Annotated in this window: 15 protein-coding genes; 13 read left to right on the forward strand and 2 right to left on the reverse strand. The window is 52.5% G+C overall.

From position 1 onward, the window contains the following. Nucleotides 1-111 precede the first annotated feature (111 nt). Nucleotides 112-2,445 (reverse strand): glycoside hydrolase family 127 protein, encoded by a 2,334-nt coding sequence (locus tag WMO46_RS03595; RefSeq protein ID WP_349093817.1) that lies wholly within the window; start codon nucleotides 2,443-2,445, stop codon nucleotides 112-114. Between the two features lie 325 nt (nucleotides 2,446-2,770). Here WMO46_RS03595 and WMO46_RS03600 point away from each other — a divergent pair, with 325 nt between their 5' ends. The 6 genes from WMO46_RS03600 to WMO46_RS03625 all read left to right on the forward strand — a co-directional run bounded on the left by WMO46_RS03600 (nucleotide 2,771) and on the right by WMO46_RS03625 (nucleotide 14,668). Beyond that, entirely contained in the window at nucleotides 2,771-4,645 is a 1,875-nt protein-coding gene (locus WMO46_RS03600) for a sodium:solute symporter family transporter (RefSeq protein ID WP_349093818.1), read from the forward strand. A gap of 338 nt (nucleotides 4,646-4,983) precedes the next feature. Next, nucleotides 4,984-6,327 (forward strand): IPT/TIG domain-containing protein, encoded by a 1,344-nt coding sequence (locus WMO46_RS03605; RefSeq protein WP_288661256.1) that lies wholly within the window; start codon nucleotides 4,984-4,986, stop codon nucleotides 6,325-6,327. A gap of 6 nt (nucleotides 6,328-6,333) precedes the next feature. After that, nucleotides 6,334-9,462: a SusC/RagA family TonB-linked outer membrane protein gene (locus WMO46_RS03610; protein ID WP_288661255.1), complete on the forward strand. Its 3,129-nt coding sequence runs from the start codon at nucleotides 6,334-6,336 to the stop codon at nucleotides 9,460-9,462. A gap of 19 nt (nucleotides 9,463-9,481) precedes the next feature. Further along, nucleotides 9,482-11,419 carry a RagB/SusD family nutrient uptake outer membrane protein gene (locus WMO46_RS03615; RefSeq protein ID WP_349093819.1) on the forward strand — a complete coding sequence of 646 codons (1,938 nt, stop codon included), beginning with the start codon at nucleotides 9,482-9,484 and terminating at the stop codon, nucleotides 11,417-11,419. A gap of 24 nt (nucleotides 11,420-11,443) precedes the next feature. Further along, nucleotides 11,444-12,388 carry a BT_3044 domain-containing protein gene (locus tag WMO46_RS03620; protein WP_288661251.1) on the forward strand — a complete coding sequence of 315 codons (945 nt, stop codon included), beginning with the start codon at nucleotides 11,444-11,446 and terminating at the stop codon, nucleotides 12,386-12,388. A 186-nt stretch (nucleotides 12,389-12,574) separates the two neighbouring features. Then, nucleotides 12,575-14,668 carry a glycoside hydrolase family 3 C-terminal domain-containing protein gene (locus WMO46_RS03625; RefSeq protein ID WP_349093820.1) on the forward strand — a complete coding sequence of 698 codons (2,094 nt, stop codon included), beginning with the start codon at nucleotides 12,575-12,577 and terminating at the stop codon, nucleotides 14,666-14,668. 55 nt (nucleotides 14,669-14,723) lie between these two features. On the opposite strand, the gene WMO46_RS03630 is transcribed toward WMO46_RS03625, so the two are convergent. Further along, the gene (locus tag WMO46_RS03630; RefSeq protein WP_288661247.1) at nucleotides 14,724-15,641 is read right to left on the reverse strand and encodes an AraC family transcriptional regulator; all 918 of its coding nucleotides are present in this window, start codon (nucleotides 15,639-15,641) and stop codon (nucleotides 14,724-14,726) included. Nucleotides 15,642-15,778: 137 nt separating this feature from the next. On the opposite strand from WMO46_RS03630, the gene WMO46_RS03635 reads away from it, so the two are divergent. From WMO46_RS03635 to WMO46_RS03665, 7 genes are all read left to right on the forward strand, one after another. Further along, entirely contained in the window at nucleotides 15,779-16,783 is a 1,005-nt protein-coding gene (locus WMO46_RS03635) for a uroporphyrinogen decarboxylase family protein (protein ID WP_349093821.1), read from the forward strand. Nucleotides 16,784-16,792: 9 nt separating this feature from the next. Next, nucleotides 16,793-17,431 carry a corrinoid protein gene (locus tag WMO46_RS03640; RefSeq protein ID WP_288661245.1) on the forward strand — a complete coding sequence of 213 codons (639 nt, stop codon included), beginning with the start codon at nucleotides 16,793-16,795 and terminating at the stop codon, nucleotides 17,429-17,431. A 16-nt stretch (nucleotides 17,432-17,447) separates the two neighbouring features. After that, the gene (locus WMO46_RS03645) at nucleotides 17,448-18,122 is read left to right on the forward strand and encodes a vitamin B12 dependent-methionine synthase activation domain-containing protein (protein ID WP_288661242.1); all 675 of its coding nucleotides are present in this window, start codon (nucleotides 17,448-17,450) and stop codon (nucleotides 18,120-18,122) included. Nucleotides 18,123-18,150: 28 nt separating this feature from the next. Beyond that, nucleotides 18,151-19,173: a uroporphyrinogen decarboxylase family protein gene (locus WMO46_RS03650; protein ID WP_349093822.1), complete on the forward strand. Its 1,023-nt coding sequence runs from the start codon at nucleotides 18,151-18,153 to the stop codon at nucleotides 19,171-19,173. Further along, nucleotides 19,173-20,237 carry a cellulase family glycosylhydrolase gene (locus WMO46_RS03655; RefSeq protein ID WP_349093823.1) on the forward strand — a complete coding sequence of 355 codons (1,065 nt, stop codon included), beginning with the start codon at nucleotides 19,173-19,175 and terminating at the stop codon, nucleotides 20,235-20,237. The genes WMO46_RS03650 and WMO46_RS03655 overlap by 1 nt, the downstream gene beginning before the upstream one ends. A gap of 19 nt (nucleotides 20,238-20,256) precedes the next feature. Continuing rightward, the gene (locus WMO46_RS03660) at nucleotides 20,257-22,830 is read left to right on the forward strand and encodes an alpha-L-arabinofuranosidase C-terminal domain-containing protein (protein ID WP_349093824.1); all 2,574 of its coding nucleotides are present in this window, start codon (nucleotides 20,257-20,259) and stop codon (nucleotides 22,828-22,830) included. Nucleotides 22,831-22,904: 74 nt separating this feature from the next. Further along, complete coding sequence (locus tag WMO46_RS03665; RefSeq protein ID WP_349093825.1) at nucleotides 22,905-24,536, forward strand: hypothetical protein; 1,632 nt, start codon at nucleotides 22,905-22,907, stop codon at nucleotides 24,534-24,536. Nucleotides 24,537-24,540: the final 4 nt, after the last annotated feature.

Here is a 24,540-nt window from a genome sequence, read left to right on the forward strand (position 1 = left end):
ATATTCCGTTCAATTTATAAGATTAATGAATCTAATTCGATACTCTCTTTAAGATATACAAGAATGAACGAGATCACTTATTATTCATTTTGCATAAATTACATACTAATACTATCGCATGACACGGCAATCGAATAACGGCCCGGCTACAGCGTCTTCGCGAATTGCTCTCAACGTTACGGTCACTTGTTCCCGTCCGGAAGTCAATTCATCGGGAATCTGGTAACTGCGCTCTATATAACGAGGACCCCAGTTGTGGATGTTCTCGAAGCCGATTTTCTTGCCATTCACCTCGATATCGAACGAATGGTTGTAGAAACGGTTTCCCCAATAAGTACAGTAAAGCGTATTGGGGCGATCGGGATCTACTTTCATGTCGAACGAGAACCACCCGCCGAGCGACTCCCGGTACTTGCGCCCCTCAAACTCGTGAGGTTGCGTCTTCTCGCCGTGAAAATTGTGGTCGCGTTCAGGCTGCATTTCACCGAGCGTAAATTGCGAAACGGTATGCTCTCGCAACCACGCCTCCCGGTCTTCGCGCATTCGCAATTCCGCTAACTGTTCCTGCCATGTTGTCTCGGGAAAGTGCCGGAAATAAACCATCATACGACGACCTCCGACTTCGAAATAGGGAATCAGTTCTTTCTGTACGGGCCGGGTTGTCCGGGTTTCGAACCGCAAACTGGCCGGATCAGTGCATTTGACCAGCGAGGCGGCATCCGACATCTCGTCGGCTACGATCACCGGTACCGCTTCGTCCTCTGCCAACAGAGCGCTGAGTACAACCGGACCGTACAAATAGGCCCGCTGGGTCGAATCACCCGGAATAGCCTCCGAACGAAGCGTCTGCTTCACGACAAGACACACCTCATCATCATCGTGCCATTTACGATCGAGCCGGATATATCCCGCTTCGTCTGTCTTCGCCTTCACCGGCCGGCCGTTGACGGTGACTTCGCAGCCCGCAGCCCAAGACGGACGCCGGAGATACAGCGCGAACCGTCGTGCCCGAGGCGTCGAAATCCGGAACTGTATTTCGTCCGAATAGGGGAATTCTGTCTTTTGTTCCAGCGTTACGCCCTGCGCTTCCCAGTCGAACGTCGAGGGTATGTACAAATTCACGAACACCTCGCTGCCTCCGTCGGTGAAATAGATGAATTCTCCGTAGTGAGCGTGATTCTCCATGCCCGTACCCACACAACACCAGAACGAATCGAACGGCAGGCTGAAAGTCTTGCGACTGCCCGAACTCATCGGGGACATGTAGCAAACCATGCCGTCGTCGGGATTCTGCGACGCCAAAATTTGATTATAAAGCGCACGTTCGTAGTAATCCGCATAACGAGACTTGGGATCGGTCTGGAAAAGATGACGGGTTAATTTGAGCATGTTGTAGGTATTGCAGGTCTCGCACGTCCCTTCCGAAAGTCGATTGGCCAACATGTCAGGCGCTCCGAAATGTTCATGCTCGGTATTTCCGCCGATTACATAGGTATGATGGTTGACGACTCTGTCCCAAAAGAACTCTGCAATGCGGCGGTAGCGCTCTTCGCCTGTGCATTCGTATTCACGAATGGCACCCACGATTTTCGGAATCTCCATGTTCCCATGATGTCCCGGCAATGAATCCTGTCCGATTGCCAACGGCCGCAGGAACGTGCGATGGTCGAAACGCTGTGCCAGGTCGAGGTATTTCCGCTCGCCTGTCAGAGCATAGACATCGGCCAACGCTTCGGTCATGCCACCGTGCTCGCATACCAAAATCTGGGCCATCTGCTCGTCCGAAAGTTTAGCGACCAAGTCGTCGAGCCAATCAGTAAAACGGATCAGCACGGATAATGCTTTTCGGTTGGGCGTATATCGGCATATGTCCACCAACCCGGCGAACTCTTTGTGCAACGTATAGAAGGGCACCCAACCGCCATTCAGGTCGAATCCTTGCGAACGAATGTCTCCGCGCTCCAATTCGGCGAAGAGTTCGCGGCTGCGTTCGAAGCCTGCCAACAAGCCGGTGCCTTCCGTCCGCTGGCATTCATCCAAAGCATCGACGCAGTAATCAATTTTGTCCAGCAGGGCCCGGTCGCCCGTGGAGGCATACATCATAGACAGAGCCGAAAGATAATGACCGAAAGCATGTCCCGAGGCACCTGAGTTTTCCCATCCTCCGTAACGGGGGACAGAAGTCTCCAGTCCCGCCTCGGAACGGAAGCCCGATAGGAAACGGTCGGGGTCCATCGAAAGAAGCCAGCGGCGATCCATCTCTTGGGCATGGAGGAAAGGGCCGTCGGTAAGGCGGACAGCATGCAGAGGTGCAGGGAAAAGTTTCGGTTGCACGGCAATATGCGGCTCGCATCGTCCGGAATTAGCGGCTGTTGCAGTCATTAGAAAACTTACCGACGACAGCGCGGTCAAAGCAAGATTCAAGAATGAATGTTCTCGGTTCATGAGAAGTATCGGTATTATATAATAAATAGGTATTTTTATGGCCTCTTAATAAGACAAATGTAAGTTTTTCTTTCCAAACGATCTTCCGCAGAATTCGCAGATTCTTGTGCTATTTTCGCATGCAAGACGAATAGGATGATAAACCGAACAATATTTCTTCTGCAAGACGGCTTTTATCAACCCCATATCGACATTTATAGACGTTGAATGCGTTTTATCAAAACCTCAAATCATAAAATATTACAATTTTTAGCAAAAATCCCATAAGATTCACGAAATTTCCAATGCTAATTTTGTATAACAATCTAAATCCAAACCTAAACCAATGAATGCAGGATTCCAAACGACGGATTATCTGGTCTTCGGCGTTTATGCGCTTATCATCGTTATAATAGGACTGTACATCTCGCGCTTCAGTAAGGAAAAGAGTTCGTCGGACTATTTTCTGGCAGGGCGATCGCTTTCATGGTGGGCTATCGGTGCATCACTGATTGCTGCCAATATCTCGGCCGAGCAGTTTATTGGCATGTCGGGATCGGGATTCCGGATAGGAATAGGTATCGCCGCCTACGAATGGATTGCGGCCGCCACGCTGATTCTTGTGGCAAAATACCTTTTGCCGATCATGATCGAAAAGCGGATTTACACCATGCCGCAATTGCTTAACGAACGTTATGGTCACGGTGTCAGCATCGCTTTTTCCATCTTCTTCCTGCTGCTCTATCTTTTCGTCAATCTGACCTCTGTTGCATGGCTCGGAGCTTTGGCCATGGAACAGGTACTCGGTATTCCGATGATGTGGGGCGTCGTGGGACTGCTCTTGTTTTCAGGACTCTACTCGATATACGGAGGTCTGAAAGCCGTCGTCTGGACGGATATCATTCAGGTCGTTTTCCTGATCGGCGGCGGTCTGGTAGCAGTTTATTTCGCGCTCAAAGCCGCGGACCCTTCGACAACGATTATGGCCGACGGCAGCGCATGGGCCGGCTTGCAGAACGTCTTCCATACGATCCGCGATGCCGGCAACGATTACCATCTCAGCATGATAATTCCCGAAGGAACGGTCGTTTTCGATCCGGCCACAGGGCAGCAGTTCGACATTTCGAAAGACCTGCCGGGACTCGCACTGCTGCTGGGGTCGATCTGGGTCACCAATATCGGCTTCTGGGGGTTCAATCAGTATATCATTCAGAAAGGATTGGCGGCCCGTTCGCTGCACGAAGCGAAAAAAGGACTGCTCTTCGCCGGTTACCTGAAACTCCTCATCCCGCTGATCGTCGTCATTCCCGGTATCACGGCCTATGTGCTGTTCACCAATCCCCACCTGATCCTCGGATTGCAGGATTCGATCACCACGGCCGACAGTGCTTATCCGTGGCTGTTGAAGAACTTCACGCCGACGGGCATCAAAGGTCTGGCTTTCGCAGCCCTCGTCGCCGCGATCGTCTCTTCGCTTGCCAGCATGATCAACAGCACGGCCACGATTTTCACCATGGACATTTACAAACGGCTGATTGCTCCCGCAGCCTCGGAAAAACGGTTGGTAAATGTCGGGCGTATGGTCGCATTCTGCGCGTTATTTATCGCCATGGCCGCCGCCAAGCCGCTGCTGGGCGGACTGGATCAGGCATTCCAGTACATTCAGGAGTATTCGGGATATGTTTATCCGGGAGTTACCGTAGTCTTCAGCATGGGACTGTTATGGAAAAAAGCTACGAACCGGGCCGCTTTATGGACCTCTATCCTTACGATTCCGGTCGGCATCGCCCTTAAATTCGCATATCCGAATATGGGCTTCGTTCTGCGCATGAGCTATGCCTTTATCGTGTTGGTCGTCATTGCCGTAACGATTTCGCTGCTGGATCGCAGTGAATCCGTACAGGATGATACCTCGAAAATTGCGGGGCGCCGCTCCATGATCAGCGCCTCATGGGTGCTTCTGGCGTTGGCGGCGCTCTGTATTTTCGCTGGGATTCTTTTCATCGGGCGTTGGGCCAGCTACCATTTCGACGCTATCTATATGCTCGGCACTCTGTTCGGATTCATCGGAATAATCCTGTATACCAACGGCCAGAGTCATACCCGTAGTAGCCGGGCTTACAGTATTGGCGGCAAGACTTTCGATTTCACGCCCGGTCTTACAGTCGGTGCATTGGGAATTGTCATTATTCTGACCGCGATATACGCCGTTTTCTGGTAAACAATCCCACGTCTCATTTATAAATCCGCCACTCCATATCGGTGACATAAGAATTACGATAAATTAATATAGTACAAGCAAATCTTTCTATAGGAAATCCCGCCTCATCGTATCTTCCCGCCGGATTACCAAAACCAACGTAACTGTACAACACCATTATTATTTGCTTATGCGATTTGTTTATATCGGACATCCAAAGCGAATATAGCACAAGAATTTGCAAAGATTCGATTAGAAAGCCGGTATCGAACACTTTATTTTTGTATAGTATTAAAACCTAAACTTTCGGATATCAACCCGAACCATTTAATCTAATTAAAAACCAAAACTTCCACAACATGAAAAGCATGCTGTTACAACGAATTCGTCTGCTTTTTGTAGCAGGCTTTGTCGTCGGCGCTGTTTTTATGGCCAACTGCTCGGATGACGACACCGATAAAAACGCCGTCTACAATCCGGACAAGCCAGTCGTGCTTGAAAGCTATTCACCCCAAGAGGGCGGAGTCGGCACGAAACTTATCATCCGCGGTGAGAATTTCGGTTACGATCCATCAAAGGTCAAAGTCCGTATCGCCAATGACGAAAACCGAGAAGCTCGTGTCGTCAGCGCAAAAGGCAACCGCATTTATGCCATCGTTCCTGCCCGGGCCGATACCGGCAAGGTCACGGTAACCATAGGCGAAGGCGAAGAGGCACAAGAAGTGGCTTTCGAGGAGGAATTCCAGTACGAGTTCAAGAAAAATCTTTCCACCCTCTGTGGCGGAGGTTTCAATGCCGAAGATAAAGACGGCACATTCAAGGAGGCGAAATTCGCCCGTCCGCTGCGTCTGGCACTGGATGATGAAAATCAGAAACTGTATGTTCTCGAAGCCGATAACTATAAATGTATTCGGGAGGTAGACCTGATCAATGAAAAAGTGAGTACTCCCTGGCGCGCCCCTGGCCTGCACAATCTGCGTACAATCAGTTTCGGCACGAGTTGCGATACGCTCTTCGTCGGAGTAGAAGGTTCCTCTTCGAATGTTTCGACCGTCTTTTTGTTGCGCTCCGACGGTTTTGTCCGTCACAAGACTTATGCACCCCGTTCGGGTTCGAACGCTTCGATCCTGAATCCCGTGGACGGAGAACTGTTCATCAACGATTATTACAAGGGTATGGTGCTGCGGTGGGACCGCGACAGACAGGAGATGGTGGAACTCGTACAATGTTTCAACAACAACTGCGATTTCACGTATTGCTGGAGTCATGACGGAAAATACCTCTATGCGCTGGCTCTCGGCGGAGCGTCTCATTCGGCTATCGTCCGCATGGAATACGATTTCGCGACGAAAACGCTTGGAGAACCCAATACATGGGTCGGCATGGATGGCCAGATGGGTTATCAGGACGGTGTCGGTGAAGACGCACGCATCAACCAGCCCTATCAGATGTGTACCGGCCCGCAGGGCGATTTTTACCTTGCCGACACTTGGAATCATTGTATCCGCCGCATTGTAGACAATGCCGGAACGGCAACCGTCACCACCTATGCCGGCATCGGAGGGCAGTTGGGTTTCACGGAAGGCGATCCGCTCGAAGCCCAATTACAATTCCCGACCGGCGTTGCGGTCAGCGACGATGGCTCAACTGTATATGTAGCCGACAAAGAAAACAACCGAATTTGTAAAATCACCGTAGAATAGTTCGCTATGAAGAAACTTATACTATATATACTGAGTGTATGCAGTATTTTGCTGGGGGGGGGAAATCCGGTCCCGGTATCTGCCCAAGGTAAAATCTATACGATTACTGGTAAAGTCACCGATTCACAAGGGCAACCCTTGGTGGGCGTGAATGTCATCGTGAAGAACCAGCCCGGTCTGGGAACCAACACCGATATTGATGGTAACTACAAAATCAAGACGGGTCCCAACGAAACCCTGTCGTTCAGCTATTTGGGTTATGTAACACAAGACATTCCGATTGTCGGGAAGACACAGATTGATGTTAAAATGGTCGAAGATTCGAACGCGATGGAGGAAGTTGTCGTAGTCGGCGCCGGTTTCCAGAAAAAAGCGTCGGTGGTCGGAGCCGTCACCTCGATCAAAATGCAGGATCTGAAAGTCCCGACTGCCAACATCACCAACTCGCTGGCGGGCAATGTCCCGGGTATTATCGCCGTACAGCGATCGGGCGAACCGGGTAAGGACGCCTCGGAATTCTGGATTCGCGGTATCTCTACGTTCGGGGCCAATGCGTCCGCTCTGGTGTTGGTCGATGGCATCGAGCGCGACTTCAACGAGATCAACGTCGAGGATATCGAGTCGTTCTCGGTCCTGAAAGACGCCTCTGCAACGGCAATCTATGGCCAGCGCGGTGCCAACGGTGTTATTCTGATTACGACCAAACGAGGAGTTGCCGGTAAAGTGAACATCAATTTCAAGGCCGAATACGGCATTTCCGAGTCCGCCATCGAACGGGAATTCGTCAATGCGGAAACCTATGCCTCGCTGGCCAACGAAGCCCGTATGTCGCGCTACCAGGACCCCGTATATGACGCGAGCGACCTGGAAATCATTAAATATGGACTCGACCCCGACCTCTATCCCAATGTGGACTGGCACGATGCTCTGCTCAAAAAAAGCACTTCTTCGTTCAAGACATCGCTGAGTATCAGTGGCGGCGGATCGACGGCTCGTTACTATATTTCAGGCTCGTATTACAAGCAGGGCGGATTGTTCAAGGACTCGATGAAAGAGAACTACGGAACGGATACCAATTACAAGCGTTACAATTTCCGCATCAACACGGACATCAACGTCACCAAAACAACGATTCTCGAAGCCGGATTGGGCGGTTGGGTCGTAGACCAGCACAAACCGGGCGCGACCGTCAATTCAGAAGGAAATTCCGATGATTTTTGGAAGTCGATATCCTATATGACTCCGATTTCCGTTCCTCTGCGTTATTCGAACGGACAGTTGCCGACTTACGGTCCTTACGACAGCGATATGTCTCCCTATGTTCGACTCAACCATACCGGTTATTATACTTTCTGGGAAAATAAAGTAGAATCGAATATCGGACTGAAACAGGATCTGAGTTTTATTACGGAGGGGTTGCATTTCACTGGACGCTTTTCATACGACGCCTACAACCGCCACAACCTCGGTCGTCTGAAAATACCGGCACTTTACAAGGCGGAACGGGTCCGGGATATGGAAGGCAATCTGATCACCTCGCGCATCATAGACGAGGTTCCGCTCTACCAGGTATCGAACGTCTATGGATCGCGTCAGGCCTATGGAGAGCTGCAACTCGGATACGATCACGCTTTCGGTAAGCATCGTGTCGGCGGACTGCTTTACTATTTCATGGAGTCGTTCTCGGAAAATGATGTCGAAGGCAACCTCTTCAAATCGGTTCCGCGACGTAAACTGGGACTTTCCGGCCGTGTGACCTACGGTTACGACGATCGTTATCTGGTAGAGTTCAACTTCGGTTATACGGGCTCGGAGAACTTCGAGCCTAAAGAGCGCTTCGGATTCTTCCCCGCAATCGCCGGCGGTTGGGTGATTTCGAATGAGAAGTTCATCAAGAAGCACATGCCGTGGCTTACCTTGCTGAAGATCCGTTATTCATGGGGACAAGTAGGTAACGAACGTATCAACAACGACAATAACGTTCGTTTCCCTTACATCACCACGGTCACGAACGGAGGCGGTGCCAATTTCGGCAACATGGGCGCCAATGGCGTACAGGGTACCCGTATCGAGCTGATGGGGTCGCCGAATCTGACATGGGAGGTTACCACCAAACAGGACCTCGGTCTCGATGTGAAGATCTCCGACAAATTCGACCTGACCGTAGATATTTTCCGCGATGAGCGTAACGATATCTTCATGCGCCGCGGTTATCTTCCCGGTTCTGTCGGTCTGTTGGTCGGCGGCTCGATAGACCAGCGTCCTTGGGCCAACGTCGGTTCCATGCGGTCGGAAGGTATCGACGGTAACTTCGGCTACACGCAGCGCATTGGCAAAGATTTTATCTTCACGCTGCGCGGAAACTTCACCTATGCCCGCAATAAGATTCTGGAATACGACGAGGCTGCCAATGCGCTCTACTACCGTATGACACAGGGCTACAAATGGGAGCAAAACCGCGGTCTGATCGCATTGGGGCTTTTCAAGGACGAAGCGGAAATCGCAAGCAGTCCGACTCAGTACGGACAAGAATTGATGCCCGGCGATATCAAATATAAAGATGTCAACGGCGACGGCGTCATCAATGATGATGACATTGTACCGATCGGACACTCGAATACTCCGGAAATCGTATACGGACTCGGTTTGAGCGCTCAGTGGAAAAACTTCGACTTCAGCGTGCTGTTCCAGGGCTCCGGCCGAATGGACTTCATCATGGAAGGTTACACCATGTTCCCGTTCGTCGCCAACGATGCCGGCAACATACTTTCGGCCGTAGCCGATCCCAAGAATCGTTGGATATCCCGTGAAATCTCCGGAGACCCCGCAACTGAACGTCAAGATGCCATATTCCCGCGTCTTTCGTACGGCCCGCGTGAAAACAACACCAAATGGTCAACATGGTGGCTGCGCGACGGACATTATCTGCGTCTGAAAAACCTCGAAATAGGCTACACGCTTCCCAAGTCTTTGACCCGCAAATTACGAATGGAGAGATTGCGCATCTTCTTCTTGGGTTACAACCTTGCCTGCTGGTCGTCTTTCGACTGGTGGGACCCTGAAACAGGTAGTCGGGACGGCAACGTCTATCCTATTCAGCGCACGTACACGTTCGGCCTGAATGTTAGTTTCTAACCTTAAGATTTCTATGATTATGAAAAAGATAAGAAATATTCTGGTTGCAGCAGTTGCCATCGTAAGCATGGTTCGATGCGGTGATTTCCTCGATGTCGAAACCTATGTGAAGGACATGCAGCAATACGATTCGATATTCGTCCGGGAAAACACGACGAAGCAATGGCTCTGGGAAGTGTACAGTTCGCTGGAACAGACTCCGTCCATCTCCACAGGTGCTCTCTATTTCGCATCGGACGAGGCGATTTACAACGACGCAACGGCATCGTGTGAACTGTATCAAAACGGACAATACTCTTCGTCGAACCAAATTTGGGAAGACCGCTACAGTGCCATGTACATCGGCATCCGCACCGCTTCGATATTCATCCATAACGTGCACCGTTGTCTGGAGATCTCTTCGGCCGAGCGGGAACGTCTGGAAGGAGAAGCTCGTTTCTTGCGTGCCTATTTTTATTTCACGCTGATGCGCCAATACGGTCCGGTGCCTATTGTCCCCGATGAAGGACAGGATATCTCGCTCGATTACGCAGCATTGGCGCTGCCCCGTGCAACGATCGACGAAATGGTCGATTTTATGCTTGCCGACCTGGAACGTGCCGCCCGTGTTCTTCCGACGGAATACGCCTCGACATGGATCGGACGCGCCACACAGGGCGCCGCACTCGCCTTGAGGGCCAAGATCCTGCTCTACGCGGCATCTCCACTCTTCAACGGCAACACAGAACTGTTCAATGTCAAAGACGACGAAGGCCGCAACCTGATCCCCCAGCAATACGATGTCCACAAATGGGCGCGCGCAGCGGCTGCCGCCCGTGAAGTCATTGAAATGGGGCTTTATGAACTCGTTACGGTAAGAGCAACAGCAAATACGGCTCCTCTCGCTCCCAACGTTCCCACTGATGATTTCCCCGCCGGAGCAGGTAACATCGACCCGATGGAGTCTTATGCGCAACTTTTTAACGGAGAGACGCCCGTAACACTCAACAACGAATTTATTTTCATGCGATTGGGCGGTGTAAATGTCAACACTTTCGTACAAAAGGCTTTTCCTTACTCACACAATGGCATCAACAACATGTCCGCCACCCTGAAACAAGTCAATGCCTACTATATGCGTGACGGACGTGACAAGGATCAGGCCAGCGCGGAATATCCCTATTATACATCGGGATTCACAACCGGCGAAACCAATGATCCGTTCGTACCAACCGACTGCCACAGAATGTGGCTGAACCGCGAACCGCGCTTCTACGCATCGATCGCCTACAACGGCTGTATCTGGGAGAACGGCACCGCCGATCAGAACTACCAGAATTTCCGCTGCAACTATTATCGTGCAGGTCAGGACGGCAAACAGCTGTCGCGCCCGTACAACTTCCCGCTCACGGGTATCGGAATCAAGAAATATTACGATTCCGACGATTCATGGGACGAAGGCGGCCGCACAACCTTCAAGCCTCATCCCGAAATTCGCTATGCCGATGTGTTGTTGTGGTATGCCGAAGCGCTCAATGAACTTCCTGACGGTGAGGTTTACGAATTCAACCACGTGATCTACGATGAACCGTTTGCGGTAAAACGCGATGCGAATGAAATCAGAAGCGCATTCAGACAGGTGCGGTTCCGCGCCGGCCTGCCCGATCTGACGGATGCGGAGTACAATTCGGCTGACTTGTTCCGCGACAAACTCAAGCGCGAGCGCCAGATCGAATTCTTCATGGAGGGATCGCGCTATTTCGACCTGCGCCGCTGGAAGGATGCCGCCATAGAAGAGAATGAACCGGTCATGGGTATGAATGTGGACATGAAAGGCTCCGGAGCCCAGAAAGAGCGCTTCTACGAAACCACGCCGACGCAAATTACCAAAGTATTCATGGCCAAAATGTATTTATGGCCCTTCAGTGACGACGAGTTGAAGCGTAATACGAAATTGACCCAGAATCCGGGCTGGTAGTAACCGACAAAAACAATTTGAACAATGAAAAAAACAATCATATTCCTGCTTGCCGTAGCAGTATCGTTTACTGCCTGCGACAACAACCTTGAAGATGAACTCTTCATCAAGCATGTGCTGATCAACCAGAACGGCTTCCGCGAATACGATCTCAACTATGTAGACGCTTCGGTTCGGGATACGATTATTACCGTCGCCGTAAACGGATCGTCGAAACTCGACCGGGATATTGTAGTCGATCTGGCGATCAATCCCGACACGCTCGCGGGTTACAACTGGGAAAGATATCGCAACGACAACAGTCTTTATTATGAATTACTGCCGGAGGAATGCTACTCGTTCAACGGCAAGGGTGTCGTCATCAAAGCCGGGACGGAATATACCGACATTCCGATCAGTTTCAATCTCGACAAAATCGATAAGGATAAAAGTTTCATTCTGCCGATTTCGATCGTCTCGACATCAGAATATAAAATCGGAGATCCGGATTACAGCACCATATTGATGAATATCGTACTTTCGAATTCGTACACAGGCAATTATTCGCTTTCAGGTACGATCCGGGAAGTTGCAACCGGCGATTTCATAGATGTCCGCACGACTCGGACGCTACGTGTCGTCGATCCGAACACGGTATCGCTTTACGCCGGCAACATTTCAGAGCGAGCTACCAACCGGGAAAACTACCGCATGAACATGACCGTGAATGCCGATTCTACGCTTACGTTCACACCAATGCATCCCGACATCATCGAGATCATACGGGACGAACCGAATCTTGATCCCAAGAACCCGCGGAACAAAATCCTGGTGGAGCGCACGGTCGATGTGCAGAACTCCCATAAATCCTATGTAGTCACGACATTCTACATGTACTATAACTACATCGACAAGACGGACCCTGCCGAGCCCATCGAAATGCGTTGGGAAGGTACCTGTTCACGAACGAAGACCGTATTCTCTAAATAACAACATCTCCCCACACAAAACCTATGGAGCGGATACGTCCGCCTCCATAGGTTTCATTAATTCGAATAGATAAGAATGACTAAATCACCCCGCTGTCTATTGTTTGGGATCGCCGGTTTCTTCATGCTGACGACTCACGCTCAAGAATACCCATTCCGCAATCCCGGTCTTCCGATCGCCGACCGGGTGCAAGACCTCATATCGCGCCTGACTCTCGAAGAGAAAGCCGCCCAAATGCAGAACCTTACGCCTGCAATCGAACGGCTCGGAATTCCGGCCTACAACTGGTGGAACGAATGTCTGCACGGTGTCGGACGCTCGTGGGACAAGGTGACCGTCTTTCCGCAGGCGATAGCGATGGCTGCAACATTCGATTCCGAAGCGTTACGTAGAATGGGCAGTATTACCTCGACCGAAGCGCGCGCCATCTACAACGAAGCCAACCGCACGGGCAAAGGCGGCATCCAGTATAAAGGGCTTACGTTCTGGACCCCGAACATCAATATTTTCCGCGATCCGCGCTGGGGCCGGGGACAGGAGACCTACGGCGAAGACCCTTACCTGACCGGGTTGTTGGGCAAAGCCATCGTGCAGGGATTGCAGGGCGACGATTCGGTTCTGCTGAAGACTTCGGCCTGCGCCAAACACTATGCTGTCCACAGCGGTCCCGAACCTTCACGGCATGTCTTCAATGCCGATGTAAGCGACTACGACTTGTGGGATACCTATCTACCCGCATTCCGCGACCTGATAGTAGATGGAAAGGTCAGTGCCGTGATGGGAGCCTACAACCGGTTCCGCGGACAACCGTGCTGTGCCAGCGACCTGCTGATGCAGGAGATTCTGCGCAGCGACTGGGAATTCACGGGTTATGTTACCTCGGACTGTGGGGCGATTGACGATTTCTTCAAAAACCACAAGACTCATCCGGACGGGGCGTCGGCCGCAGCGGATGCAGTGATCCATACGACCGATCTGGACTGCGGCGAAATCTTCGCCTATTTGCCCGAAGCTATCGAACGGGGGCTTATCTCCGAAGCCGTGATTGACGAATCGCTCGCACGGCTGCTGACGATCCGGTTCCGGCTCGGCATGTTCGACTCTGCTGAACGCGATCCTTATGCTACTGTTCCCTATTCGATATTGGAAGCTGATTCACACAAAACCCATGCGCTGAAAATGGCACACGAGTCCATGGTACTGCTCAAGAACAACGGTCTGCTTCCGCTGCACCACAACTTGCGCCGTATAGCCGTACTCGGGCCCAACGCCGATTCGCCCGAAGTTCAACTGGGCAACTACAACGGATTTCCTTCGGAGGTTATAACGCCCCTGCAAGGCATCCGGGCAAAGACGGGCGCTGAAATCGTCTATCTGCGCGCTTCGAATTACACCACCCCCGAGGCCGGAGCTGAGGAGATTCGCAAAGCCATCGAAGGTGTTGACCTCGTGATTTACGTCGGGGGCATTTCGCCCCGGCTGGAGGGCGAAGAGGGTGACGCAGGGCGCGAAAAACTCGACGGATTCCTCGGTGGCGACCGCTCCAGCATCATGCTTCCCAAGGTTCAGACCCAAGTAATGCAGCAAGTGAAACAGGCCGGAATTCCTCTTGTCTTCGTTTCGATGTCGGGTAGTGCGGTGGCTTTTCCGTGGGAGGCTGAAAACGCCGATGCGATCTTACAGGCTTGGTATGGCGGACAGGCCGCCGGAACGGCCGTGGCAGACATTCTGTGGGGCGACTGCAACCCATCGGGGAGATTGCCGGTCACGTTTTACGCCGGTGACGACCAACTGCCCGATTTCAACGACTATTCGATGAAAGGCCGTACTTATCGCTATTTCGAAGGGCGACCGCTCTACCCGTTCGGATACGGACTCAGCTACACGACTTTTGCATATGACGCTCCAGTATGCACCGCCAAAACTGCCGTCACTGGAGAGCCTGTGAAAATAGCGACCCGCGTCCGCAATACGGGCAGTGCAGCCGGAGATGAAGTGGTACAGCTCTACATTAGCCATCCCGATGCTCCGCAACCCAAGCCGATCCGCGCGTTGAAAGGAGTAAAACGCATTCATCTGCAACCAGGCGAAGACCAGATCGTCGAATTCTACCTCACTGCGCGGGATCTCGCGCTGGTCGGTGAAGACGGTTCCGTCGCCTGCAACCCGGGGCGTATTTCATTTTATGTAGGTGGTTCTCAGCCCGTCTCAGAAACGGACCGGAAGCAACACTCCACCGAGATACGCGTCAAAGGTCCCCGCAGGGTGCAAGCCCGGTAACGATCCGAGACGATAAGGCCGGTTTCGAAAGAGGAACCGGCCTTATCGTTTCGGATCATTCGTCGCAGGCTATGGCCGGAAGTTCCTCCTCCAAATATTCCGTACTCAATTTCGTCTGATGCGCACGGCGGTATTCCAACGGTGAGAGCCCCGACATCTCTTTGAATTTATGATTGAAATGCGAGATATTGCGGAACCCCGATTCATAAGCGACCTGGATGATGCTGAAATCGGAGTTGACAAGTAGTTTGTATGCGAAATCAATGCGGATTTCCAACAGACAGTTGAAAATGCTGCGTCCGGTTGATTGCTTGAAATTTCGACACAGTGCCGTGGGATTCTGTCCTGCATATTCGGCTACCTGCTGGAGCGTAACGGACTCCTTGAAATTATTGGCCAAATATTGATATGCCCGATATACCGGCAGATTATGCAAGTCTTTAACCCGGTTATAATCCATCTCGGAGATCGATAGGTAGGAGAAATCAGGAGTCTGGCTCAGCATCCCCAGAATACGATAAAGTTCCATCAGCCGTTTCAAACCGTCGAGTCGTTCGAAATCCGACAGACGGGTTCGGATACGATCCAACACTTCATCATTGTGAAAGAGCAGGCCGCGGGAGCTTTCGTCCAGCAGGCGTACGATCGATCTGAATTCAGGCATAGTGCGAAAATCAGCAGGAAAGATATTCTGGTTGAACTGAATCACTTCGGAACAGCAATATAGATCGTTGTTTTCATAGTAGGCACGATCGCTAAGATGGAAATGGGGCACATTCGAACCTATGAATGCGATGTCTCCCGGAAAGAATTCACTGACACCGTTTCCGACGAAACGCTTCCCGACTCCTTCCGTAATGGCGACCAGTTCGTACTCGGGATGATAATGCCAGTCAGGCGGAAAATGTTTGAATATAAAATTCTTCTTCGTAAACGACGATCCGGATGCCGGAATGATGGTTTCGTAAAGCATAATCTTATATTATTATCGAGAGAATGGCCCTTAGTGCAAATATAGCACAATTATTTGCAAATTACACCGTAGACAGCAGATTTTTTATCCTATATATTTGTATAACTAAATTCGCTTCATTTTTATAAATTAACGATATGACCAAACGAGAAGTAATCAAGTGCGTGCTCGACGGCAAAAAACCGCCCTACGTGCCTTGGTCTTTCAAATTCACCAAAGAGCCCAAAGAGGAACTCATGAAGTACTACGCTACGGACGACCTCGATCCGATACTGGGCAACCATATCCTGCAACTGGGAAGCGATATCGGCTTCTTTGAAGATCTGGGCGACAATTACGTTCGCGATGTCTTCGGCGTGGTGTGGGATCGCAGCGTAGATAAGGATATCGGTGATGTCAAGGGTTGTGTTCTCGAAAATCCCACGCTTGAAGGCTACGCATTCCCCGATCCGCTCGATCCTCGTTTCTTCGCTAACATCGAGAGCGAAATCAGTAAAAAGCCCGACATGTTCCGGGTGTTCCAGATCGGGTTCTCGCTCTACGAGCGGGCATGGACGCTGCGAGGCATCGAAAACCTGCTGATGGATTTCTATATCAACCCCCAATTCGTGAATCAGTTGTTCGACGCGATCTGCGATTACAATTTGCGCCAGATAGACAAAGCCCTCGAATACGATATTGACGCGGTTTACTTCGGCGACGACTGGGGACAACAAATCGGACTGATCATGGGATACGACCTCTGGAAGGAATTTATCTATCCCCGTTTGCAGCGTATGTACGGCCGCGTCCATCAGGCCGGAAAATATGTGATGATACACAGTTGCGGCGATGTGGACGAACTGTTCGACGATCTGATCTCAATCGGACTCAACTGTTTCAATCCCTTCCAGCCCGAGGTGATGGATGTGGATGAATTGCTGCTCCGTTACCGGGGGCGGCTGGCTTTCCACGGAGGTCTGTCCATGCAGAAAACCCTGCCTTTCGGTACCAAAGAAGATGTAGCGAGGGAATCCCGCCACTTGCTCGAATTGGGCCGTGATGGCGGTTACATTTTTTCACCTTCGCACTCGGTGGAAAGCGACACGTCGCTCGAAAACATGCTTACGTTCATAGACATAGCCAATTCACAATTAAAATAACCTACGACCATGGAAGATATGAACCAAATTTCACAGGCGATCGTAGATGGCAAACTCGAACTTGCCCAAGAGCTGGTCGGCAAAGCGATCGAATCCGGCATGGATGCCCAAACGATCATCAATGATTATCTGACCGTCGGCATGGCCGAGATCGGCCAGCGGTTCCAAGACCGCAAAGCATTCGTTCCCAATCTGTTGATGTCCGCGCGCGCCATGAAGGGAGCCTTGGAAGTGCTTAAACCTCACATGAGTAGCGAAGTTGAAACCCACATCGGAACCGTGGTGATCGGCACGGTCAAAGGCGATCTGCACGACATCGGCAAAAACCTCGTGGCCTCGATGTTCGAAGGGTGCGGATTCAAGGTCGTCAATTTGGGTATCGATGTGTCGAGCGAAAAGTTCGTGAAAGCCGTAGAGGAGCATAATGCCGATATACTCTGCCTTTCGGCTCTGCTTACGACTACGATGAACTACATGCGCAATGTCATCCTGGAGCTGGACAAAGCAGGATTGCGCAGCAAGGTAAAAGTCATGGTGGGTGGCGCACCCGTCAATGCGGCATTCGCTGCGCAAATCGGCGCTGACCTTTACACCTCGAATGCCAACGCGGCCGTCACAGGCGCGAAACAACTGCTCAGCATTGCTTGAACCCAATGACGCCTCCATGCGAACCCGACAAGTAGACATTAACTACAAGGATCTTACGATCGACCGGCAGGAGATTTACCGCGCTATGGGTTACGGCGACGAAACACCTGAACCCGAGATACTCGATATGCTCGACGAAGTGCTCTCCCAAGCGCAGCGTGTCTGCAAGCCTTGCTTCCTTTACCGGATATGCAACGGGCAGGTGATGACGCCGCTGCATATCGAGATCGGCGGTGTGAATTTTCGTCCCGGTAAGATCATCACGGACAGTCTGGCTGGCGCGGAACTGTTCTGTCTGTTCGTGGCTACGGCAGGGCGTGAATTCGAAGAGTTTCGCCACACCTACAAAGAGTCGGGAGACTGCGTTCGGGAATTTATCGCCGACTCCGTAGGCAGTGTGTTGGCCGAGGCTTGCGTCGCAAAACTCGAACAACAGCTGGACTGCGATCTGGAGATACCGCACACGCTCCCTTACAGTCCGGGATATTGCGGCTGGAGGGTTACCGAGCAACATTTGCTGTTCGGCATGCTCCCGGATCGGCCATGCGGCATTGAACTGACCGAAAGTTCACTGATGTACCCGATTAAATCGGTCAGTGGCATCATTGGTATCGGCAGTCGAGTCGAACGAAAACCGTATGGTTGCGCAATCTGTCGCAACACGGCATGCTATAAACGTAGGATTTCATGATAATCACTAATTAAAATACGCTCCGAACATGAAAACACTCGATATGAAAGTTTGGGCCGAAGCTGCCCGAAGCGGTAAACGCCGCCTGGCGATTCCGATCATGACCCATCCGGGCATCGAATTGTGTGGTTATACGGTGCGCGACGCCGTCACCGACGGCGAGGTGCATGCCCGTGCCATTCTGGCTCTCAATGACCGCTATCCGGCTGACGCCTGTTCAGTCATCATGGACCTGACGGTAGAGGCGGAAGCTTTCGGCGCACACATCGTTTTTCCGGAGAATGAAGTTCCGAGTGTCACCGATGCTTTGGTGCACAACCTTGCGGAAATCGAAGCCCTGAAAATTCCAACGCTCGAAACCGGCCGTATCCCGCAGTATATCAAGGCTAACCGCATCGTGGCCGAAGCTATCGGTGACAAACCCTTGTTCGCAGGCTGTATCGGCCCGTTCTCGCTGGCCGGAAGGCTCTTCGGCATGACCGAACTGATGATGGCCATCTTCACCGAGCCCGAAACTGTGCAGTTGCTACTGGAAAAATGCACTCGGTTCATCAGCGGATACTGCCAGGTGCTCAAACAGGCCGGCGCACAGGGTGTTGTGATCGCCGAACCCGCGGCCGGGCTCGTTTCCAATGAGGATTGCAGTCTTTACTCCTCCTCATATGTGCGCCGGATCGTAGAGTCGGTTCAAGACGACAGTTTCCTCGTAGTACTGCACAACTGCGGTAACACGGGGCACTGCACCGAAGCCATGATCGAAACCGGAGCGGCCGGCTACCACTTCGGCAATCAGGCTGGGATGGTTGCGGCACTGGAAGCATGTCCCACCGACACGTTGGTCATGGGCAACATCGATCCCGTGGGACTATTCAAACAGGCATCCGCCGATGAAATGTACCGGGCAACGCAGGACCTGCTGAACGCTACGGCGGCATATCCCAACTTCATTCTTTCGTCGGGTTGCGACGTACCGCCAGAAACGCCTTTCGCCAATATTGAAGCCTTTTACGAGGCGTTGACCGAATACAATAAAACTTCAAACCGAAACTGATGAAAAAAACTACTATTCTATTTGCAGCCATATTAACGGTCCTGACGATTCATACGACCGGCGCATGTGCTTCGGAACGCTGGACCAAGGCGCAGGCACAGGCATGGGGCGAAGCCAATCCGTGGTTCTGCGGTTTCAATTACATTCCCGCCAATGCCGTCAACTACACGGCCATGTGGGACAAGACGAGTTTTTCGCCCGAAGTGATGGAGCGCGAACTCGCGCTTGCCGAAGAGACGGGGCTTAACTGCGCCCGCGTCGTGCTTCAGTATGCCGTTTATGCCGAGAATCCGAAGCATTTCATCAAGGCATTCGACAAGTTTCTTTCGATCTGCGACAAGCACCGTATCAAGGCGATGCCGATCTTCTTCGACGACTGCGTTTTCGGAGCTAACACCGATCCCGTGACCGGATCGCAGCCCGAACCGCTTAAAGGCTGGTATGCCTGGGCATGGTCGCCCTCGCCCGGCCATACGATGGTCATTGACGAACGCACGCATCCCCTGCTTGAAACCTATGTCAAGGATATCATGACCCGTTTCGGCCAAGACGACCGCATTTTCGTCTGGGACCTTTACAACGAACCCACCAACAGCGGATTGGGTGACCGCAGTCTGCCGTTGCTGAAGAACGTCGTGAAATGGGCGCGCGAGGTCGATGTTAAGCAACCGATCACCATCGGCGTATGGTGCGGCAACGAAGGGTTGAACCGCTTCTGTCTCGATAACTCGGACATCGTCAGTTTCCATTGCTATGCCGATGCGAACCATACGCGCAATACATGCCGCGAACTGAAAAAGGAAGGGCGTCCGGTGATCTGCACCGAATGGATGAACCGCCCCGCCGCATCGACGATCCCGACTGTATTGCCCGTCTTTGCCGAAGAACGAGTAGGCTGCATGTTGTGGGGGCTGGTGAACGGCAAAACGCAGACCGACCTTCCGTGGGGCCATCGTCCCGAACACGGCGAGTACAAGGGACCGTGGCAGCATGACATTTATCACGGAGACTTCACCCCTTACGATCAGGCCGAGATCGACCTGCTGAAAAAATACTGCAAATAAAATACCGACCCGCAAGACAATGAGAACAAAACTATTAGCACTGCTTTCCTTAGGGGTAGCAGGTCTCGCTCCGGCTGTGAAAGCGCAGGAGATTCCCCTGACGCGCATTGACATCGATGTCGCGCAGGAGAAAGCCGAAGTCGCCCCGACGATGTACGGTATATTCTTCGAAGACATCAACCGCTCGGCCGACGGCGGCATCTATGCCGAACTGATCTTCAACCGCGGCTTCGAAGAGGCGAACCTCCCGTCGGGCTGTACCTACAATCCGAACGATAAGCGTGTATACGCACCCCGCAAATCGGTCTACTCCTCACCCGAACATCTGCGGAGTTGGAGCATTCCGTGGAACATCGAGGATACACATCCAGGTTGGACGATCGAATGTCCGGCCGACGGCAAATATTCAGTTCGCATCGACGACACCGACCATCTGGGCGTCGAGGATTCGAAGGCTATGTACCTGAGCATCGACCGTCATGCGGCTCCGTTCCGCCTGGTGAACAGCGGGTTTTACGGGCTGGCCGTCAAGGCGGGCGAAAAATACGACCTGCGTTTCTATATCAAGGCCGCGCCCGGTTACAAGGGTGGCGTGACGGCGGAAATACTCACGGTGAAGAATGAGGTCGTCGCCTCGAAACGTTTCGCGCTGAAAGGCGATGGCGAATGGAAATACTTCGAAACCGTTATGAAGCCTTCGCAGACCATGAACGACGGACGGTTCGCTCTGCGCTTCGACTCGGCCGGAGAGTTGGAAATCGACTATGTATCGCTCTTCCCGCAGGAGACCTTCCACAACCGACCCAACGGCCTGCGCAAGGATGTCGCCCAGTTCGTCGCCGATCTCAAACCGGCCTTTATGCGCTGGCCCGGCGGCTGTATCGTCGAGGGTCTGACAATGGAAAACCGGGTGAACTGGAAAAACACTATTGGCAAACCCGAACTCCGCAAGGGTGAGTACAACCTTTGGGGCTATCACTCGACCAACGGATTTGGTTACCATGAATTTTTGCAGTATTGTGAGGACATGGGCGCGAAGGCGATGTTCGTCTGCAATGCCGGCATGTCGTGTGACGGTCGCAACGGCGACTATTACGACGACAACGAGGTCGAGGTGCTGATTCAGGATGCACTCGACGCCATCGAGTACGCCACGGGCGACGCCAAGACCACCAAATGGGGCGCTGTACGTGCGAAGAACGGACATCCCGAGCCTTTCACGCTCGATTATATCGAAGTGGGCAACGAGAACCACAGCGCCATGTACGCCAAATACTACAACCGCTTCTACAAGCGCATCCGCGAAGCGTACCCCGATATTACGATCATTACCTGTCTGCCGATGAGCGACCAGCTCTCATGGATCGACGGTTATGACATGAACGATCCCCATTTCTATAACTTCCCCAGTTGGTACTACTCCAACACTGACTACTTCGACAAGTTCCCGCGCGAAGAGGGGCACAAAACCTACGTCGGCGAATACGCCTGCAACATGGGTGTCGGTTCTGGCAATATGGAAGGTGCGCTGAGCGAAGGGGCTTTCATCATGGGCATGGAACGCAACTCGGATTTGGTGACGATGACCTCCTATGCTCCACTGATGGAGAACACCAAATGCCGCATGGGCGTCAATCTGATTCTGGTGCAGAATGATGATGTGATCGGTCGCAGTTCCTATTGGGTCGAACGCATGTTCACCGATAACCGCCCGGATGTGAATCTTGCCATAGACACGCAGTTGGGCCTGCTGCCCGACAAGACCACTCCGGTCGGCGGTATTGGTCTGGGGACCTATCAGACGGCGGCCGAATACTCGAACATCCGCATTTCGGTTGACGGGGAAGAGGTATACTCCTCGGACCTGGAGAATAATCCCGGAGAATGGATCGCCGCTTCGGGCGACTGGAAAATTGAAAACGGCAAGTTGATCCAGCCCAACGAAAACGGCACCGGCTCGATCATGCTCCGCGACCAATGGCTCGACGCCGTCAAGTCGAAAATCATTTCCGTGGAATTCGACGCCAAGAAACTGGGCGGCAAAGAGGGATTCGTTCTCAAGTTCGGCGCCAAAGACCCGGCGAACTGTTACCAATTGACATTGGGCAGCTTCGGTAATGCATGGACAATCTTCCAGAGTGTCGCCAACGACAACGCCTTTGTGCTGAACACCGACCGTCCGACGACACGCATCGAGACGGGGCGCACCTACCACGTGAAACTCGTCATCCGCGACAAAGATATTCTGGAGTGCTGGATCGACGGCCATAAGGATCTGAGCTATGACAACCACTACGTACAGCGCCAATACGCCATTGCGGGTTTGGATCGCACCAACAACGAAGTGATCGTCAAGGTGATCAACGCTGAGGATGTTCCGATGCGGACGAAGTTCAATTTTCGCAACGCCGAATTCGAGCCGCTGGGCAAACGCATCTCCCTTTGGGCGAACTCCAAGCATGAGGAAAATACCTTCGAGGAGCGGAACCGGATCGTTCCCGTGGAGGATGTTTTCAACCACGTCGGTTCCGACATGGAAGTGACGTTCCGCCCCCAGTCGATGACTGTACTGCGACTCAAACTCAAAAAATAGCCGTGCCGCCCGTCTGCCGCCGCATCATACCGAGCCGGCGGCAGACGCGGCCGCAGGCGTAAACCCGAACGAACATGAAAAACATCAAACACCGCATATTCCCGTTCTTGACAGTTGCCGCAATGTTCATCGGTTGCAAAGTTGCGGCCGCACCGCAGTCGGGACAGTTCTACAAAACCCAGATGCACAAAGGTACGATCACCGTTGCCGACATTCGTCGGGATCACGGTCCCGCACGCATGATCTCCACGGCTTTCCAGGGGCTCATAAATCAGCAGACGGCCGAATGCTACCTCTATCTGGCCGACCACCATGTGCGCCAGCTCGCCGACACCAAACGGCCTTTCGAGGTGCTGCCCCTTGCTGAGGGCCGCGATCCGGGGCTGCGATCGCTGTTCAAGGCCTATGCGGACCGTGTGCAGAATATCTACATCTGGAGTCCCGAGGAGGACTGGTCGTGGAACATGGCTGTCATGCTTTCTGCCCAACACCGTGGATTGCCGCTAACCGAGGAACTCTATGCCAGCCTGACGGCCGAAATCCCGTGGAAAGGTCACGTCGAACGTTTGTATGGCCGCTGGGCGTCCAAACGCGACGCTTATGAATGGGCCATGAAGACTATCCAGCCGGCATGCCACCCGAATATTCTCTTTTCGCTGGGACTGCGCAGCGACTGGCTCGGCAACCCGTGGACACTCTACGACTATGCTGTCGCCTCGCGTGGCTTCGCATTCTGGCTCGACGACGCTGACGAGGCGGAGCGCTCCATCATCGAGGAAATCTGCCAGAAGGGAGATTTCAGGCCGGGAGCCATTGTCATGGGCTATGCCAAGAGTGGCGACGATCTGTTATACGTCACCAACCGTTACAATATCGGCTATGTCGTGAGCGACTATTACGCCAACGGCAGTTTTTGGTGCAGTTATCCCAACAAATCATTCAAACAGCGGCCGGGCAGAGCCATCAAGGCCGAAAACGGCAAAATCTACGTCAGTGTCGTATTCAGCGACGGAGACAACGTGCAGTTCGACCAAAACGCGCTCTACGGCATCTGGACCGATGACAAAGACCGTGGGGCATTCCCTGTGGGTACGACCTTCTGCGCCGGCATGCAGGAGCTGAACCCCTTCCTGATGGAATGGTACTACAAGCACATGAGCGCCAACGACGAGCTGATGGCCGGGCCTTCGGGCTACCAGTTCATCTATGGCCGCGACTACAGCGAAGAGGGCTATGAAAAATGGCTTGAAGAGAACCGTAAATGGCTTGCTTCGGCAGGTTTCAAAACCGGATGTTTCTGGCACACTTCCTACGGCACGGAGCGGTTTTACCGCTATGTCGAGACCGCTGGGCTCGAAGGTGTATTCAACGGCGACGATGATGTGATCCTCGACTGCCACAAAGGGGTGATTGTGATGAATCAAGGCGATCATCTTGTAGCTGAAGGCGACCTTTACAACAACCTCGCCCACCGTCAGGGCCAGCTCGATCCCGCGCGTCCCCATTTCCTTAACGTTTACCCCACGGCGGCCTCTTACGGCTATCACGGCGTGGCCCGCCTGAAACGTGAAGCCGAGCGGCTGGAAAAGGATTTCCCCGGTCGTTTCGTGTTCCTGCTGCCCAAGGACAATGCCGCCACGGCACGCAAATACTACGAGCAGCATCCCGAACATATTCCATGGAAAAATAAATTGCAGAACAAATAACTTG

Origin of the sequence: Alistipes intestinihominis, from assembly GCF_040095975.1 — a bacterium.
In the GTDB taxonomy this organism is placed as follows: domain Bacteria; phylum Bacteroidota; class Bacteroidia; order Bacteroidales; family Rikenellaceae; genus Alistipes; species Alistipes senegalensis.